The 17109-nt window shown below is 61.5% G+C and carries 10 protein-coding genes and 2 pseudogenes; 3 read left to right on the forward strand and 9 right to left on the reverse strand.

What is annotated here, in order from left to right; genetic code table 11:
* Positions 1–543: 543 nt before the first annotated feature.
* The 3 genes from ACFJIU_RS14120 to ACFJIU_RS14130 all read left to right on the forward strand — a co-directional run bounded on the left by ACFJIU_RS14120 (position 544) and on the right by ACFJIU_RS14130 (position 6632).
* Positions 544–4317 carry a vitamin B12-dependent ribonucleotide reductase gene (locus ACFJIU_RS14120; protein WP_379072479.1) on the forward strand — a complete coding sequence of 1258 codons (3774 nt, stop codon included), beginning with the start codon at positions 544–546 and terminating at the stop codon, positions 4315–4317.
* Between the two features lie 194 nt (positions 4318–4511).
* Complete coding sequence (locus tag ACFJIU_RS14125; protein ID WP_379072481.1) at positions 4512–4967, forward strand: hypothetical protein; 456 nt, start codon at positions 4512–4514, stop codon at positions 4965–4967.
* Positions 4968–5159: 192 nt separating this feature from the next.
* Positions 5160–6632, forward strand: a complete 1473-nt coding sequence (locus tag ACFJIU_RS14130) for a serine hydrolase domain-containing protein (RefSeq protein ID WP_379072483.1) — start codon at positions 5160–5162, stop codon at positions 6630–6632.
* A 17-nt stretch (positions 6633–6649) separates the two neighbouring features.
* Here ACFJIU_RS14130 and ACFJIU_RS14135 read toward each other — a convergent pair whose 3' ends face one another.
* From ACFJIU_RS14135 to ACFJIU_RS14175, 9 genes and pseudogenes are all read right to left on the reverse strand, one after another.
* A complete protein-coding gene (locus tag ACFJIU_RS14135; protein WP_379072485.1) occupies positions 6650–9643 on the reverse strand; it encodes an AsmA family protein in 2994 nt (997 codons plus the stop codon).
* 118 nt (positions 9644–9761) lie between these two features.
* The gene (locus ACFJIU_RS14140) at positions 9762–10649 is read right to left on the reverse strand and encodes an aldose 1-epimerase (RefSeq protein ID WP_379072487.1); all 888 of its coding nucleotides are present in this window, start codon (positions 10647–10649) and stop codon (positions 9762–9764) included.
* Positions 10649–11403: pseudogene (locus ACFJIU_RS14145) on the reverse strand (SDR family oxidoreductase). Before ACFJIU_RS14145 ends, ACFJIU_RS14140 begins: the two are co-directional and overlap by 1 nt.
* A gap of 8 nt (positions 11404–11411) precedes the next feature.
* Positions 11412–12143 carry an ATP-binding cassette domain-containing protein gene (locus ACFJIU_RS14150; RefSeq protein WP_379072489.1) on the reverse strand — a complete coding sequence of 244 codons (732 nt, stop codon included), beginning with the start codon at positions 12141–12143 and terminating at the stop codon, positions 11412–11414.
* Positions 12140–13123 carry an ABC transporter permease gene (locus tag ACFJIU_RS14155; RefSeq protein WP_379072491.1) on the reverse strand — a complete coding sequence of 328 codons (984 nt, stop codon included), beginning with the start codon at positions 13121–13123 and terminating at the stop codon, positions 12140–12142. Before ACFJIU_RS14155 ends, ACFJIU_RS14150 begins: the two co-directional genes overlap by 4 nt.
* Positions 13124–13186: 63 nt before the next feature.
* Positions 13187–14162: pseudogene (locus ACFJIU_RS14160) on the reverse strand (sugar ABC transporter substrate-binding protein).
* A gap of 54 nt (positions 14163–14216) precedes the next feature.
* A complete protein-coding gene (locus tag ACFJIU_RS14165; RefSeq protein ID WP_379072493.1) occupies positions 14217–14906 on the reverse strand; it encodes a GntR family transcriptional regulator in 690 nt (229 codons plus the stop codon).
* Positions 14907–14976: 70 nt separating this feature from the next.
* Positions 14977–16176, reverse strand: coding sequence for a mandelate racemase/muconate lactonizing enzyme family protein (locus ACFJIU_RS14170; RefSeq protein WP_379072495.1), 1200 nt, complete (start codon positions 16174–16176; stop codon positions 14977–14979).
* A gap of 3 nt (positions 16177–16179) precedes the next feature.
* A complete protein-coding gene (locus ACFJIU_RS14175; RefSeq protein ID WP_379073096.1) occupies positions 16180–16842 on the reverse strand; it encodes a FadR/GntR family transcriptional regulator in 663 nt (220 codons plus the stop codon).
* Between the last annotated feature and the right edge of the window lie 267 nt (positions 16843–17109).

The following is a 17109-nucleotide window of genomic DNA, read 5'->3' on the forward strand; positions in this document are numbered from 1 at the left end:
CCACATATGTGACACACAATATGTTGGGGTCACAAAATCTACAAAAACGAACCCTTGACGCTTAGGAGCGAGTCGACTTTTATAGGTCATGTGCTCGCGTTTCGGGCGCGACCGGAAAGTTTCGAGCCCGGTCTTTTTCCCAGGAATTTGTGCGTTTTCGCCCGTTTTCCGCCTTAACCACTAGGCCGGCGGAGGCGTGGCGTTTGTCGGGCGCGAAACACCGAAAAGGAGACTTTTACGGCTGGAATAAATGACCTGTTAACACTATATTTAGTGTTTGCAGCCAATCTCAGCCCTAGATAATGTGAAGAGCCCTCCAATGAGGGAATCGGAATTTTTCAGATCAAAAAGACCCGCGCGGGTCTGTCGGCAGGCTGAGCGAGGCTTCGCAGGAAGCGTAATACAGCGAGTCGACAACAGAGCGCGGTGATGAACGTCGGCTGTTGCGAGGCAGCTGGAAGACTGGGGCGTGCGCTTTTTGGAAAGGGACCGGGCAAACGCCCGCAAAAAGCGCTATATATAGATTAAGAAGGAACCACGACGATGCGCATCGAGCGGCGTTTCACCAAGCCAGGACAATCGGCCTATGCGGAGATCGAATTCCGCAAGGCGCTTTCCGAGATCAAGAATCCGGATGGTTCCGTGGTGTTCCGCCTCGACGGCATCGACGTGCCCGCGCAGTTCTCGCAGGTCGCCGCCGACATCCTGGCGCAGAAGTATTTCCGCAAGGCTGGCGTTCCGGCTCGCCTGAAGAAGGTCGAGGAAAACGACGTCCCCTCTTTCCTCTGGCGTTCTGTCGCCGACGAAGCCGAGCTGGCCAAACTGCCCGAGAATGAGCGCTACGGTTCCGAGCGCGACGCCCGTCAGGTTTTCGACCGCCTCGCCGGCACCTGGACATACTGGGGTTGGAAGGGTGGCTACTTCGCCTCGGAAGAAGACGCCGCCGCCTTCCGCGACGAACTCGCCTATATGCTGGCCACCCAGCGTGTCGCACCCAACTCGCCACAGTGGTTCAACACCGGCCTGCACTGGGCCTATGGCATCGACGGCCCCGGCCAGGGCCACTATTACGTCGACCCGTTCACCGGCAAGCTGACCAAGTCGAAGTCGGCCTACGAACATCCGCAGCCGCATGCCTGTTTCATCCAGTCGGTGGGTGACGACCTCGTCAACGAAGGCGGCATCATGGACCTGTGGGTGCGCGAGGCCCGCCTGTTCAAATACGGCTCCGGCACCGGCTCGAACTTCTCCTATCTGCGTGGCGAGGGCGAAAAGCTTTCGGGCGGCGGCAGATCGTCCGGCCTGATGAGCTTCCTCAAGATCGGCGACCGCGCTGCCGGCGCCATCAAGTCGGGCGGCACGACGCGTCGCGCCGCCAAGATGGTCATCGTCGATGCCGACCACCCGGACATCGAGGCCTTCATCGACTGGAAGGTGAAGGAAGAGCAGAAGGTGGCCTCGCTGGTCGCCGGCTCCAAGATCGTCAAGAAGCACCTCGACGCCATCATGAAGGCCTGCGTCAACTGCGAAGGCCAGGACGACGACTGCTTCGACCCCGCCATCAACACCGCGCTGAAGCGCGAGATCAAGGCCGCCAAGAAGAACGCCGTGCCGGAGAACTACATCCAGCGCGTCATCCAGTTTGCGCGCCAGGGCTACACCGCGCTCGACTTCAAGACCTACGACACCGACTGGGATTCGGAAGCCTACCTCACCGTCTCCGGCCAGAACTCCAACAATTCGGTCTCGCTGAAGGACGACTTCCTGCGTTCGGTTGAAGCCGATGGCGACTGGCACCTGACCGCCCGCAAGGACGGCAAGGTCCTGAAGACGCTGAAGGCACGCGACCTGTGGGAAAAGATCGGCTACGCCGCCTGGGCTTCGGCTGATCCGGGCCTGCACTTCAACACCACCATGAACGACTGGCACACCTGTGCGTCGGCCGGTGCCATCCGCGCGTCGAACCCGTGCTCGGAATACATGTTCCTCGACGACACGGCCTGCAATCTCGCCTCGATCAACCTGCTGCCCTATCGCCAGGCGAACGGCGATATCGACATCGCGGCCTACGAGCACACCGCTCGCCTGTGGACCATCGTGCTCGAAATCTCGGTGATGATGGCGCAGTTCCCGTCGAAGGAGATCGCCAAGCTCTCCTATGACTACCGCACGCTCGGCCTCGGCTACGCCAACATCGGCGGTCTGCTGATGACGTCCGGCATTCCGTATGACTCGGCGGAAGGCCGCGCCATCTGCGCCGCACTGACCGCGATCATGACCGGTGTCGCCTATGCCACCTCCGCAGAAATGGCAGCCGAGCTCGGCGCCTTCCCGGACTATGATCGCAACGCCGTCAACATGCTGCGTGTCATGCGCAATCATCGCCGCGCCGCCTATGGCGACAAGGACGGCTACGAGAAGCTGGCGGTCAACCCGGTTCCGCTCGTCCATGGCGACCTGACGCAGGCCGAACTCGGCCAGCACGCCAAGGCCGCCTGGGACCGCGCCATCGAGCTCGGCGAAGAGCATGGCTACCGCAACGCGCAGGCGACCGTCATCGCGCCGACCGGCACGATCGGCCTGGTGATGGATTGCGACACCACCGGCATCGAGCCCGATTTCGCGCTGGTGAAGTTCAAGAAGCTGGCCGGCGGCGGCTATTTCAAGATCATCAACTGCGCCGTGCCGGAAGCCCTGCGTACGCTCGGCTATTCGGAAAGCCAGATTGCCGAGATCGAGGCCTATGCCGTCGGTCATGGCAACCTCAACCAGGCACCAGGCGTCAATCCGTCGTCGCTGAAAGCCAAGGGTTTCACCGATGAAAAGATCGAAGCGCTGAACGCGGCTCTCAAGAGCGCCTTCGACATCAAGTTCGTCTTCAACCAGTGGACGCTCGGCGCCGACTGGGTGAAGGAGACCTTCGGCTTCACCGACGAACAGCTCGGCGACTTCTCCTTCGAGATGCTGCCGGCGCTGGGTTTCTCCAGGAAGGAGATCGAGGCCGCCAATGTCCATGTCTGCGGCGCGATGACGCTGGAAGGCGCGCCCTTCCTGAAGGTCGAGCACTATGCGGTGTTCGATTGCGCCAATCCTTGCGGCAAGATCGGCAAGCGCTACCTCTCGGTGGAAAGCCACATCCACATGATGGCGGCCGCCCAGCCGTTCATCTCGGGCGCCATCTCCAAGACCATCAACATGCCGAACGAAGCGACGGTCGAGGACGCCAAGAGCGCCTACATGCTGTCGTGGAAGCTGGCGCTGAAGGCCAATGCGCTTTACCGCGACGGCTCGAAGCTGTCGCAGCCGCTCAACGCGTCGCTCATTGCCGATGAGGATGAGGACGAAGACGATGCCATCGAGGCGCTGATCGCCGCGCCTGCCGCCGCCAAGGCCGTGCAGGTCACGGAAAAGATCGTCGAGCGCGTGGTGGAGCGCCTTTATCGCGACCGCGAGAAGCTGCCGAACCGCCGCAAGGGCTATACCCAGAAGGCGATCGTCGGCGGCCACAAGGTCTATCTGCGCACCGGCGAGTTCGACGACGGCCGCCTCGGCGAGATCTTCATCGACATGCACAAGGAAGGCGCTGCCTTCCGCGCCATGATGAACAACTTCGCCATCGCCATCTCGTTGGGTCTCCAGTACGGCGTGCCGCTGGACGAATATGTCGAGGCCTTCACCTTCACCAAGTTCGAGCCGGCCGGCATGGTCGTCGGCAACGACGCCATCAAGAACGCCACCTCGATCCTCGACTATGTGTTCCGCGAACTGGCCGTCTCCTACCTGTCGCGTCACGACCTCGCTCATGTCGACCAGTCGGACCTCGACAAGACCTCGCTCGGCAAGGGCATCACCGAAGGCAAGACGACGCCCTTCTCCAAGGGCCTGTATCGAGGCGCTTCGCCGGTGAAGCTGGTGTCGAACCTCGGAGCCGAGCCGAAAGGTTTTGGCGGCACTCAGGCACCGGCCCCTGCCCGCGCAACCCCGACGGCTTTCGCAGGCTCCAACGTGCTGGCACTGAAGCCGAATGCCGAGGACGCGCTCGCCTACAAGCGCGACTATGAGGAGCGTGCGAAGGAACTGGCCGAGGACATCGCCGACGAAGAGAGCTCGGAAGAAACGGCAACTTCGGCGCTGTTCACCGACGCTGCCGCACAGGAAGTCGCCGAGGCCAAGAAGCTCGCCGCCGACCGCCGCGCCAAGTCGCTGCTGCAGGGCTATACCGGCAACAGCTGCTCGGAGTGCCAGAACTTCACGATGGTTCGCAACGGTACCTGCGAGAAGTGCGACACCTGCGGCGCGACGAGCGGGTGCAGCTGATCCGGGGCCGAACAGGCTTCATGTAAATCCTACTCGACAACTTGCATCTCAGGCAATGCAAGAGACCCCGGCACGAAAGCGCCGGGGTCTCTTGATTCGCTGTCTTCAAAAATGAAAGGCAAGAGAATGCGCCGTTGGCATTGTTTCCCAGTCGTGTCAGCTTGAACTGACTGATGTCGGCAAGAGTATTGACAGTGCCCAGGATCACCTCGAAGTCGTCGAAACAGTTGCCGTCTCGTGTAACGATTGCGGCCTGCGGTGTATCCGCGCTGATGGCGGTTCTGTCGGCTTCGGGCGATAGCCTTGCGCAGGGAGCCGAGCCCGCAGCGAATTCGATTTCATGTTCAGAGGGCAAAAACAGTTTTGAGTTCACCTTCTCAGACAGGAAAAGCGCGACACTGAAACGGGTCGAAGGCGCCGAGATAGCCCTTTTCCCTGATCTGCAGGAAGCGAACTGGACTGCCCGCTTTGTCATCGAAGACGGGGCTCCGGGCTATCGCATTGCAAATGCGCGCGGCGCTGAGTTGTCCGTGCTCATACCTCCACCGCCATTGACCAAAACCATCGGCCGTCTGACGCTGGCCACTCCGGCTGGCGGGAAAGTCGACTTGCTCTGCGACCTGAGTACGCCGATGCCCTGGCATTGGTAATTGCGGCTCTGACCCGAACTTGGTCCCCGTCCTCGCAATCCCGCCAGGCTTGATCAGCCGCTCAAATTTGGCGGGCGCGTGACCACAACGGTTCACAGCCCTACGTCTGCTGTTCCAGGTTCACTTGGCGCTGGCGTCGACTCAAATCCTGGAGCATGGCAATTGGCTTGCGGTTTCAAGGAATGTGAAGCGATGCCCCGTCTCAACGAGTTGCCGGAATATGAGGCGCTTGCCGCCGCAGTATCCGAGGTGTTTTCACGACGCGTCGCCAGCCAGACCAGCCCCGGCATTCGCTTTGTGGTTTTCGACGCTTCCGGACCGATGTTCGAGGGCGGTTTTGGAACCGCCGGAGAGAGCGCAACCCCGCCCGCGCCACATAGTCGCTTCCGCGTGGCCTCCTGCACCAAGAGTTTTACGGCTGCGGCGGTCCTGCAACTACGCGACCGGGGGCTGCTGTCGCTTGACAATGCGGTGACGGACTACGTTCCCGACCTTGTCCCGACGCTGCCGGTCAACCAGCCGGAGGCACCGACGCTTCGGATGCTGCTGTCGATGGCTGGCGGCTTTCCGACCGACGATCCGTGGGCCGACCGGCAGGAATCGATCTCCAATGAGGAGTTCCGCTCGATCCTGCGGAATGGTGTCCGCCTCTCGACGGCACCGGGAACGCGCTATGAATATTCAAACCTGGGCTACGCCCTGCTTGGGCAGGTGATCGAGGTGGTCGGCGGCCAATCCTATCCCGCATTCGTGACCGAGAACCTGCTTAAACCCCTCGGCCTCGACGAGACGGGCTTCGACCCCGCCGCAGTCCCGGAGGGCTCGCTGACGACCGGATACCGCAAGGTCGGCGACGAATGGGTTGCGTTGCCGTTCAGTGGTCCCGGCGCCTTTTCTTCCATCGGCGGTGTCGTCACTACCCCCCGGGACCTGGCACGTTGGGCTGGTTGGCTGTGCTCGGCCTTCCATCCCGCGGGCGACGATGAATCCCCCCTCTCCAGTGCCAGTCGGCGCGAGATGCAGCGGATACAATGCCCGATCGCATTCGACGCGACAGACGAGTTGCGTCTCAAGGGCTATGGCTACGGCCTTGTGATCGAAGACCATCGAAGGTTTGGCCCGATCGTCTGCCACTCTGGCGGATATCCTGTTTTCAGCTCGCACATGCGGTGGAATCCGGCGACGCGTCTCGGCGTTGTCGTGGTCGAGAACGCAACCTATTCGGGCGCCTGGAATCCCGCTGCCGAAGCATTGGCCTTGCTGCTCGGTGCGGCCACCAGCATCGCTGCGGCCGAGCCACCGGTCCCCGCCGCGATCGATCGACTGGCCGATGGGCTTCGACGCCTGCTGGCACAAGGCTGGGACAACAGCACTGCAGATGCCATTTTCCTGGAGAACGTCGCTCTGGACCGCCCCTATCCGGAAAGGGCGCAGGAGCTCGCCTCGCTGCGGGAGAAGGCCGGTGCACTGGATATGACGGGCACAACCATCGTGGCCACGGATATCGGTGCCATCGAAGGCGGTTACGGCTGCTTCGAGCTGCACGTGCCGTGCAGCTCAGGCGAGGTTATTGCGGCGGTACAATGCGGCCCCGTCGAACCGATCCTAATCCAGACGGTGTCCTGGCGGATCCAGCAGACCACGGGCCCGGGTGGGGTCCAGTAGGACGGCAACGCCTGGAGCTACTGCAGAAGCTGATCGAGAATCGTTCCGATCTTGTCTTTTTTCGGCGTCTCCGGCGCGGGCGGCTGGCCCGTTTCAGGTTCTACCTCGCCCTGAACAGGCCCCTCGTTCGCTTGCGGTGTTCCATTGGAACCTTGATCGGGAGCTCCTTGATCAGGCTTCTGACCCGGCAAGACGCCGTTTATGATGTCGGTGAGCCCGGATTTGTCGCCCTTGCCTCCCTTGATCAGGTCGCCGATGAGGTCCCCGGCGCCCTTGCCGGTGCCGGCTTCTCCCGGAAGCAATTTGTCGAGGTTCAGCTTGCCGGTCGGCAATCCAAGGCGGTTCAGCATCTCCAATGCGCCTTTGGGATCCTGCAACAACTTGCGCAAATCCGGATAGATGCGTGGCGCGGAGAGCGAGCCGTCGACAATGACCGGCACGCCTATGCCCTTTGCCGCGATGTCGCCGCCTTGCCCGGAGAGCGAAGCCACCACCCGCGGATTGAGATTGATCTCGAGTGTCAGTTCCGCAAGATCGATCTTGCCGGAGCCGTCCATGCGCACAAGCGGGCCGAGCAGGCTGATATCCTGCGTCTGCGCAACACCGTTCTCGATGGCGAACGATGCGCCGAGTTCGGTGAATGTGGTCTTCTTGGTGTCATCCGACTTGAAGCCGCCGGCAAGCAGTCCGGCCAGATTGTTGTAGACCTCGGCGATGTTGATGCCGCGCAGCGCACCGTCGCTGAGCTTCAGCGCGGATTTGCCTTCAAGCGACCGTCTCAGCGTCTTTGTGGTTTTTCCGGTCCCCGAAACGGCGATGTTCGTGTCGAGCCGGCCCTCCAGCTTGTCGAACCCCGCCGCATCGTGAAGCAGCGGCGCGGCGGTCGCGCCACCGATCGCCAGGTCCAGCTTTATCGCAGGAACATCGCCGGAGCCGCTCGCGGACATTTTCGCGGCGATGGTCCCACCGTAGAACGGGCTTTCGGGCAGGCTCAGATCAGCATCTCCATTCGCGACGACGAGCGTGGTTTTCACCGGACCGGCAAATACCTTGCCGTAACCGATCCTGTCCGCCGCAACGTCGATCTGTGCGTCCAGCCCTTTGAGAAATGCAAGATCGATAGGCGCGTCGCTGGAGCCGGCCGAGCCTTGTTTTCCCGAGGCTGGGGTCTTTCCCCCTCCCGTGAGCGCCGCGAAATCCAGCGTCGCAAACTGGAGCGAGGTGCGGATGTTGAGCGGCGTGCCAAGTTTAACCGCACCATCGCCGGATGCCTTGACGCCGTTCAGGCCAATATTGGCGTTTGCGAACGACGCCCCTACGGGACCGGCGTCGACGGTGCCCTTGAAGTCGAAATCCTGCAAACCACCGGATGCGCCCTGCCCCAGCCACTGCAAGAGTTTGTCGAGCGATGGTGTCGAAGCAGAGACCTGCCCCTTGAACGTGCCGCCCGCACCCACCGTGCCGTTCGCACTGGCACGCAGAAGTTTCGACGCTATGGAGAGACTTACCGGTCCCGACGCCTCCGCAAGCGATGGGCTTGCGAGGAAATCGGCGGGGGCGGCCTGCGACTGGAAGGCGATCTCCTGGCCTTGCCAGGTCAGCTTTCCAGCAACATCGACGGGCTTGGCAATGTCCTGAATTTTCGCGTCGAGGCTCAGGCCGGTAATGTCGCCGTCTTTTTTGCCGGTGAGCGCAGCCAGAGGGACTTTGCCCTGGCGGATCCCTACCGTCCCCCGCAGGTTGAGGCTTTCGCGCATCTTGGCTGCGTTCAGTCCGCGAAAGGCGAAGGCGGTATCCAGCGTTATCTTTCCCGACAGCGGGGCCGACTGGCCCGCAAGCTTCGCCATCGCGCCGATATCCAGTCCGGAGCTGGTCAGCTTGCCCTGGAATGCCGGAGCGGGCTTGGTCACATCGGTTGAAACCGAAGCGGCAATACTGCCCGCGTCGAGGCCGAGATGCTGCAGGTCGGCTTCCAGATGCCCGTTGCGAAGGGTCGCCGCGAACTGGACATCGGAGGCAGCCAGCGCGCCGCTGACCAGTTGATCCACGGTGACACTGACATCGGCGTCGATATTCGCCAGCATCGTCAGGCTGGGTTCGCTGGCAGTGCCCGGCTCTGCCTTGCCGGTTCCAGAATTGGCCAGCGCACCGACATCGATGCGCTTTGCGGACAGATCTGCGAGGAAGCGGTGCGGCCTGCCGGGCTGGAACAGCGCGTCCAGTTGGAAGGACTGGTCGGCAAGGTCGAATTGTCCACCCTGGATCTGGTAGCCGCCGTCCGCATTCAGCCGGATCTCACCGCTTGCTTTCACCGATGCCAGAAGAGGAGACGGCGCAGGCTCGATCTTCGCTTCGAGCGCGACCTTGGCCGGCTGCCGCTGAAGGATCGGCCTGAGTGCCGAAAGCGTGCCATCCAGTTGCAGCCGCCGGCCATCCTGCGTCGCAGCCAGCGAGAAAACGGCTTCGCGATCGAGATCCGGTGCCTTCAGATCGACATCGATTGCACTGACGGTGCTCGCCGCCCCGTTTTCGCCGGCCGCGCTGAGGCTGCCATTTTCGATGGTGATGCGATTGACGGCCAGCCGCTCCAGCGTACCGACGAGAGCGGCGAAAGGATCGTTATCAGGCTGGCCAGACGGCGTTGGTTGTGCATCCGCGCCTTCGCCGGACGATGTGATGGTGATGGCCGGGTCGACGAGCGCAATGGACTGGATTTCAAGCTTTTTCGACCACAGCGACGAAAGCGTGATCGCGGTCGAAAACCCTGGTACTTTTGCAGAAAGATCGCCTGTCTGCGACGAGATGGTGATGTCCTTCGTCACCACGGCCAGGCTCGGCAGGAACGACAGCCGCACAGGGCCGTTCAGGCTGATGTCCATGCCGCTTGCCGACGACAGCTGCCGGCTCAACTCGGACCGCGCCCAGTCAGTCGAAATCAGGGCTGGGAGGACAAGAAGCAGTCCGACGATGGCCGCGACAACGGCAATCACTGCGGCAGCAGCTTTTTTCATATCGATCAGCCAGCATCACCGGAAGGAATCAGCGCTGATACAACCATACATCAGTGCACGCAGGATTTCACAACCGAGCTGCCCACGAGCATCGGACATCAGGCAAATCCAAGGCAATCTACAGCGGTTGCGCGATGAACCGCGCGCTGGCCTTTATCCGTCCACCTGGTTGAAGCTTCACCATGCCGTGGCTGATCGGGCCTTCCGGCAGATTGAAAGCGTCGACAGGATGGGAGACCGGTTCAAAGCAGAAGAAATCGGCATCACCGGACGGAGAATAAAGCACGTACCGATCCAACAACTCGCTTGCCTCGACCAGTACCGTCAGATCCCTGGATGGCCAGTCGATGCGCGCCTTGCCGTCCCAGCCATCGAACCAGTTGTTGACCCAGGATCGTGGCAGTTCACGGCTTCGGGTAAAATCCAGCTGCGAATGCTTCCAGACGGGCTCGACTGCTCGCGGCAGATGGTCGTCCTGCTCCAGCCAGACACGATCGGCGTGGGCGGTCAGCCTGGTGTCGTGATCGCGCACGAACCATGGATGAAAACCCAGACCGTAAGGCAGGACGAGTGCCGCCTTGTTGGTGACGGCGAGTTCCATGAGAAGCGTAGCGCCGTCCAGCCGGTAGGTCACCGAGGCGTCATAACGAAACGGGCCAGGCCCCGTCCCAGTGAGGGACAGCGTGACGGCGCTGTCGCTCGTTTCGACGACAGTCCATGCTGCCGAAAATGCGCTGCCATGGATGGGGTATCTTTCGGCCGGCATGTTCGGCTCAATGGGGTGAAATGCACCATCGAACGCAAAGCCACCACCCGAAACGCGTCCCGAGAACGGGACCAGCAGGATGTTCGACAGGCCGAAGGGATGTTCCGTTCCTGGATCGACCGATCGGAACACCGGCATCCAGGCGTTGCGATGCATCACGTCGAAGGACATAAGCCCCGCTCCCAGATCCGGCCGGATGGTGATCCGGGCGATCGTGCTGGACAGGCAAAGCGGCGCCATCACCAGCCGCCGTCGATATGAATGTTTTGTCCCGTGATCAGGTCAGAGGCCGGCGAAACAGGAACAGCACAAGCTCGGCGACATGCGCCGGTTCAATGCGTTCCTTCAGGCACTGATTTTCGAGGATCCAGTCATTGTATTCCTGCAGCCGGTCGGCAAAGACCCGCCGCTCGGCATCCGAAACGACAGCGCCCGGCGATACGGCATTGACGCGCACGCCATGCGGCCCAAGCTCCCGGGCGAGGGTCTTGGTGAGCCCAAGCATGGCGCCCTTGGAAGCGACATAAGGAACATAACCATCCCAGCGGCCATTCAGCGTCACCGAGCAGAAATTGACGATCTTGCCATAGCGCTTCTGCTTCATCGCGGGCGCTACCGCGCGCGCAAGCGCAAAGGCAGCGGCGGAATTCACCCGAAGCTGGTCTTCGTATTCCTCGAGCGAGAACGCCTCGAACGGCTTGTTGATGATCAGCGCTGCGTTGTTGATCAGGATATCGATGCCGCCACAGGCTGCAGCGAGCGTCTCGCCACGCGCCTGCGTCGCGGCAAGGTCGTTGAGGTCTTGCCCGACATAGGAAGCTTGAACGCGGCACTTCGCGCCGAGCTCCGCCGCAAATGCCTCGCCGCCTTCGGCATGCGGCCGATCGAGCAGAAGAAGGTTTGCCCCCGCTCCGCCGAGCACTTCCGCCTGGGCGCGCCCCAAGGTTCCGAGCGCCCCGGTCAGAAGCACGTTTTGTCCGCCAAGGATCGTCATCGGCTTTCTCACAACAGGTCGTGGACTTCGTCGATCGAGGTTTCAGCCGTCGGCCGGTCGAAAACGATCTCGCCGCGCGCCATCGCCACGATGCGGTCGCAGGACTGGAAGACGTGTTGCATGTTGTGCGAGATGAAGATGCCGGTCAGCCCCTGCGCCTTGAGGCCGCGCACAAAACCGATGACCTTGTTGGTTTCCTTGACCGAGAGATGATTGGTCGGCTCGTCGAGGATCAGCACCTTCGACCTGAAGTGCATGGCGCGGGCGATGGCAACGCCCTGGCGCTGGCCGCCCGACAATTCACCGACCAGGGCATCCGGCGAACGCAGGTGCAGGTCGACATCCGCGATCGCCTGCACGCTTTCCTCGCGCATGCGCTTCTGATCCATGAGGCCAAAACCGCCGAATGCCCACTTCAACGGCTCGCGACCGATGAAAAGGTTGCGCGCTATCGACATGGTCGGGACCATGGAGTTGTACTGGTAGATCGTCTCCAGCCCGTGATGCATGGCATCTTTCGGCGAGCGGAAACGAACCTCCTTGCCTTCGATCAGGATTTCACCCGCATCCTGGTAATGCACGCCGGACAGGATCTTGATGAGGGTCGACTTGCCGGCGCCATTGTCGCCCACCAGCCCGACCGTCTCGCCGGGGTGGATGATCAGCGAAACATTCTTGAGCGCATGGACGCCGCTGTACCATTTCTGGAGATTGCGGCACTCGATGATCGGCGTGGTCATTTGTGCGCCTCCACCTTGATCTTGCGGGATATCCTGGCCATCCAGGCATTGGCGATGACAGCGAACATGGTGAGCAGGCCGATCGCGAACTTGAACCAGTTGGCGTCAACGCGCGACAGGACCAGCCCGTTGTCGATCGTGCGGATAAGCAGCGTGCCGATGATGGCGCCAAACACCGTGCCGATGCCACCGGCGAGCGCCGTGCCGCCGATGACGGCTGCCGCCACGGCCTGCAGTTCCAGTCCCTCACCAATCGACGGCAGGGGCGAGCCGAGGCGCAATACCTGCAGCAGGCCGGCGAAGCCAGCCAGCATGGAGCACAGCATGAAGCAGATGATCTTCACGCGCTTGACCGGAATGCCCATGGAAGCGGCTGCCTCGTTGAAACCGCCGGTTGCACGGATCCAGTTGCCGAAATTGGTGAGCGACAACAGTGCTGTTGCCAGGGCTGCTATGACCACGAACCAGACAAAGGACATGCGCAGGATCGAACCCTGCCAGATGTAGTCGGTGAACAGCCAGGTCGGCAGATTGTCCGGCAGCAACGGCGGAAAACCGCCGGAGATGACAATGGTGAGCGAGCGGGCGATGAACAGCATGCCCAGTGTGGTGATGAAGCTCGGTATCGCAAACTGCAGCGTGATATAGCCGTTGATGAACCCGACCAGGGCACAGATCGCCAGCCCGATGAGCAAGGCGAGCGGAAACGGAACTCCGGCATTCAGCATCACCGCGATGCTCATCGGCATCAGCGCGAAAACCGACCCGACTGAAAGATCGAATTCGCCGCAGATCATCAGGATGGTGACGCCGATCGCCACCAGCGCCATTTCCGGCAGGAGCCCCATGACGCCGCGGATGTTCTCCACGGACAACAGGATGCCGTTCGACTTGATCTGGAAAACCACCAGCAGGACGACAAGCAGCGCGAGGCCGGCGAGTTCCGGCTTATCCAGATAGATTTTCAGAAACCGCTTCATGGGTTCACACTCGTTGCTCGGCGCCCCGAACCCGCAGGCCGGGACGCCCAGAGGACTGGAGGATCAGCGCAGGCCCTGCTTGGACATTTCCATGATCGCCGGAACATCCTTCGGCGTGACAATGCCCTGCCCGGTGTCGATATCGGCCGGTGTGAGGCCGGCGGTCTTGTGGAGGTAGGCCTGCATGACCGGCATGAAGCCCTGCATGTAGGGCTGCTGATCGACCTGAACCTGCACGTAGCCCGCCTGCATCTGCTGGAGGACTTCCGGTACCAGATCGAACCCGCCGAGGAGAACCTTGCCGGGTGCGATCCCGCGATCCTTGAGCACCTTGGCAACACTGGCTTCCCAGTAACCGGTATCGAAATAGGCCGTCGTGTTGGGATTGGCATTCAGATAGGCGCCGATGCGATCGGCGGTGAGCGCGAGATCGGTGGCGGAATCGATACGCGTGATGTTGATTTCGCGATCCTTGTGCTCGGCCTTGTATTCCTCCAGGAACTTGGTGACGCCGGCTGCGCGCTGTTCCGACGCAGGTCTGGCCGGGTGCGTTCACGCCGACCAGCAGGTTGAGCGGCCCCTCCTTCGGGAAATTCTCGGACTGTGCCTTGGCAAGCGCATAACCCGCCGCGACAAACCCCTGTCCGATAAAGGCCTTGCGGGCATTGCCCTTGGCGCCCTGGCTGTCGTCGACATTGACCGCCAGCACAAGAATACCTGCGTCGGTCGCTTCCTTGATCGCGTTGTCGTAGGCCTTGTCGTCGACGATGGCGACGAAGATCGCGTCCGGCTTGGATGCGATCGCCGCCTGCAGATTGGCCACCGCCTGTTCGACGGAACCTTCCTGCTGCGTCAGCACCAGTTGGCAGGTGGCGCCAACCTTGGTGCAGGCATCGTCATAACCCTTCTTCACCGACTGCCAGAAGGTGTTGGAGGCCGAAGAATGGCTGATGAAGATGGTGTTGAGGCCTTCAGCGCCAGCGGGCGACGCCATCAGCGAGAGACCGAGTGCGGTGGTGGCCAGGAATTGTTTGAGCATGTTTTCCTCCATTGCTGTTTCTTGTTGTTGTGAATGTCTTCGCGCTGCCTGCTGTTAGTCGCGGTCGAACAGTTCGGCACGACCGCTGGCGATTGCAGGCAACGAATTCAGGATTTCGCGCAGGTGCAGGCGCATTGCCTGTTCGGCGCCGTTCTGATCACCGCTGGCAATCGCCTCGACGATACGCTCATGCTGATCGATCAGCCGTGTCACGTGCATGTCGTCGACAGACAGAAACCGCACGCGGTCCATCTGCGCCTTGACGCCTTCGATGACATTCCAGGCATAGCTCTTGCCGGCGGACGCCGCGAGCGTGCGGTGAAAGAGTTCATCCAGGCGCAGGAAAGCAGCACGATCGCTGTGCAGGACACCCTTCTGCTGGGCAACCTGCCGGCGCAGCTCATCGATGGCGCCGGCGGTGCGGCTCTCGGCGACCATCCGCACGATATCGGCCTCGATTGCCTCGCGCACGAAACGCGCGTCCATCACCGCTGCGACCGATATCCTGGTCACGAACGTGCCCCGTTGCGGCAGGACCTGCACCAGCCCCTCCTCGGAGAGCTTGATGAAAGCCTCGCGCACCGGCTGGCGGCTGACAGAAAGGGATTTGGCGACTTCCGATTCGGAAAGACGCTCGCCGGGCAGGAGTTCGGCCTGGATGATCCGCCTTCGCAAGAGGCGATAGACCTGGGGGCCGACCGTCTCCCCAAGGGAAATACCGGCAGGCACTTCGGCGATCTGCATGGAGCCCTCCTCCCAAGGCAAAACAGTCTACCCTACTACCATACCAGTTAAGCGCATTTCTGCTCCCCGTTCAATTGGTCTTTGACGAACGGCGACAAACTGTGAATTTCCGATCGAGATCTCCGGCGAGGTCGACGCCATGACCCGGCCCCGGCGGGACGGTGATCATGCCGTCCTTGACGGTCGGCAACTGCGTGGTGAGATCGGCGTACCAGGTCTTGTAGTAGGCACGAACGCTTTCCTGGACGAGCGCGTTCGGTGCGTTGAGCGACAGGTGCGTCGAGGCCGAAAGCACGACGGGTCCGGTGCAATCATGCGGAGCTACCGGCAGATGCCAGGTTTCAGCCATCGTCGCGATCTTCTTCGCTTCGGATATCCCCCCGCACCAGGACAGGTCGAGCATCACGATCCCTGCGGACTCGGTTTCCAGAAGGTCACGAAATGCCCAACGTGTCGCCAGCGTCTCCGAGGCACAAAGCGGCGCCCGGCTGGCCGCCGCATAACGTTTCAGGCTGGAAAGCGAATCCATCTTGATCGGATCTTCGTGCCAGAAGGTGGCGTAGGGCTCGAGCGCCCGTGCGATCTGGATGGCAGGCGTCAATTGCCACATCGAATGGAACTCGACCATGATGTCGATCCTGTCGCCGACCCGCTTGCGGATCTTCTCGAACGGCTCGAGCGCCTTGCGGAGGTCGGGACCTGAAATGTACTGACCGGAAGTCTTCTCCGCGGCGATGTCGAACGGCCAGATCTTCATGGCGGTGATGCCATCGGACAGAAGATCCTCGGCCAGCTCGTCCGCGCGCTCCAGGAAGCCGTTCAGGTCGTCATAGTCCCGCCTCTGCCCGCCAATGCCGTAGTTGGCTGTCTGCTGCCCCTTGGCTTCGCGCATGTAGGTGTTGCCGGCACAGGTGTTGTAAGTGCGGATTTCGCGACGAGAGAACCCACCGAGCAGTTGAGCGATGGGCAGATTCGTTGCCTTGCCGAACAGGTCCCAGAGCGCAATGTCGATCGCCGAATTGCCGCGCGTTTCGACCCCGGTCGAACGAAAGCCAAGATAACCGTTCAGGTCCTTGGAAATCCTGTCGATTTCGAGCGGGTCGCGCCCAAGCAGCCTGGGCGCCGCCACCTCATGGATATAGGCCTCGACCGTTTCGGCCATGAAGAAGGTCTCGCCGAGACCGACGATGCCTTCATCCGTGTGGACACGCACCCAAAGAATGTTCGGGAACTCCGTGACCCGAACGGTTTCGAATTCGGTGATCTTCATCGATCAATACACTCCCGCTGCGAGCAGCGCCTTAACCGTCAGATCGAAATGCTCGACCATGGCGGCTTCTCCCTTGGCAGGATCGCCATTGGCGATGGCCTGGGCGATCGCCAGATGCGTGTCGACACTTTCCTGCCGCGTCTCGTTGCTGCCCCGGCTTGCCCATCCGATCGGCCAGGTGTGGCGGGTGACGACGTGGAAAGAACCGACGATCATCGAAAACATCGGATTCCTGGAGGCCATGCCGATCGCTTCGTGAAAGGCGATGTCGTGCTCCATGACCTTTTGCGGCTCGTGAAAATCACGCTGCATGGCCTCGGCAAGTTTCAAAATCTCGGCCGCCTCCCTGTCCGTGCGTCTCAGGGCTGCAAGCGCGACCGTGCGCCGTTCCACGGTTCGCCGGACGTCGAATATCTGCTGGATGGTGGCCTGATTGGTATGAACGGCATGATCGGTGATCATGGCCAGTACATCCGCTCTCGGTGCCGCCACACGGGCGCGCCGCCCGTTGCCGACGTCGATCAAGGTGAGCGCTGCAAGCGAACGATAAGCCTCGCGGACGATGGTGCGCGAGGTGCCCGTCAACTCGCAAAAGGCCCCCTCGCTCGGCAGTTCATCGCCGACCTGAAGGCCGTTGTCACGGATGTGGGCCTGAACCGCCGTCATCACGCGATCGACCAGCCCTTCACCACCCGGATGATCGGCCGGCTCCCTTGAAGTCAATGTCGTTTCCATCGCCGCAACCTATCATATAGGTACACATTGACCTTGCAATAGATCTGCTGATGCCTATTGTCAACGCGATTGTCGAAGCAGGAGGATGGATGCGAGCCGAACTTTTCTTCGATGCGCGCGATGTCGTCGGCGGTATCTTGACGATCCGGTAGCCGGCCGCCTGGTACAGCAACACAGGCTCGGCGCTGAAGCTTGCGA

The organism is Mesorhizobium sp. UC74_2, from assembly GCF_042701485.1.
GTDB lineage: Bacteria > Pseudomonadota > Alphaproteobacteria > Rhizobiales > Rhizobiaceae > Mesorhizobium.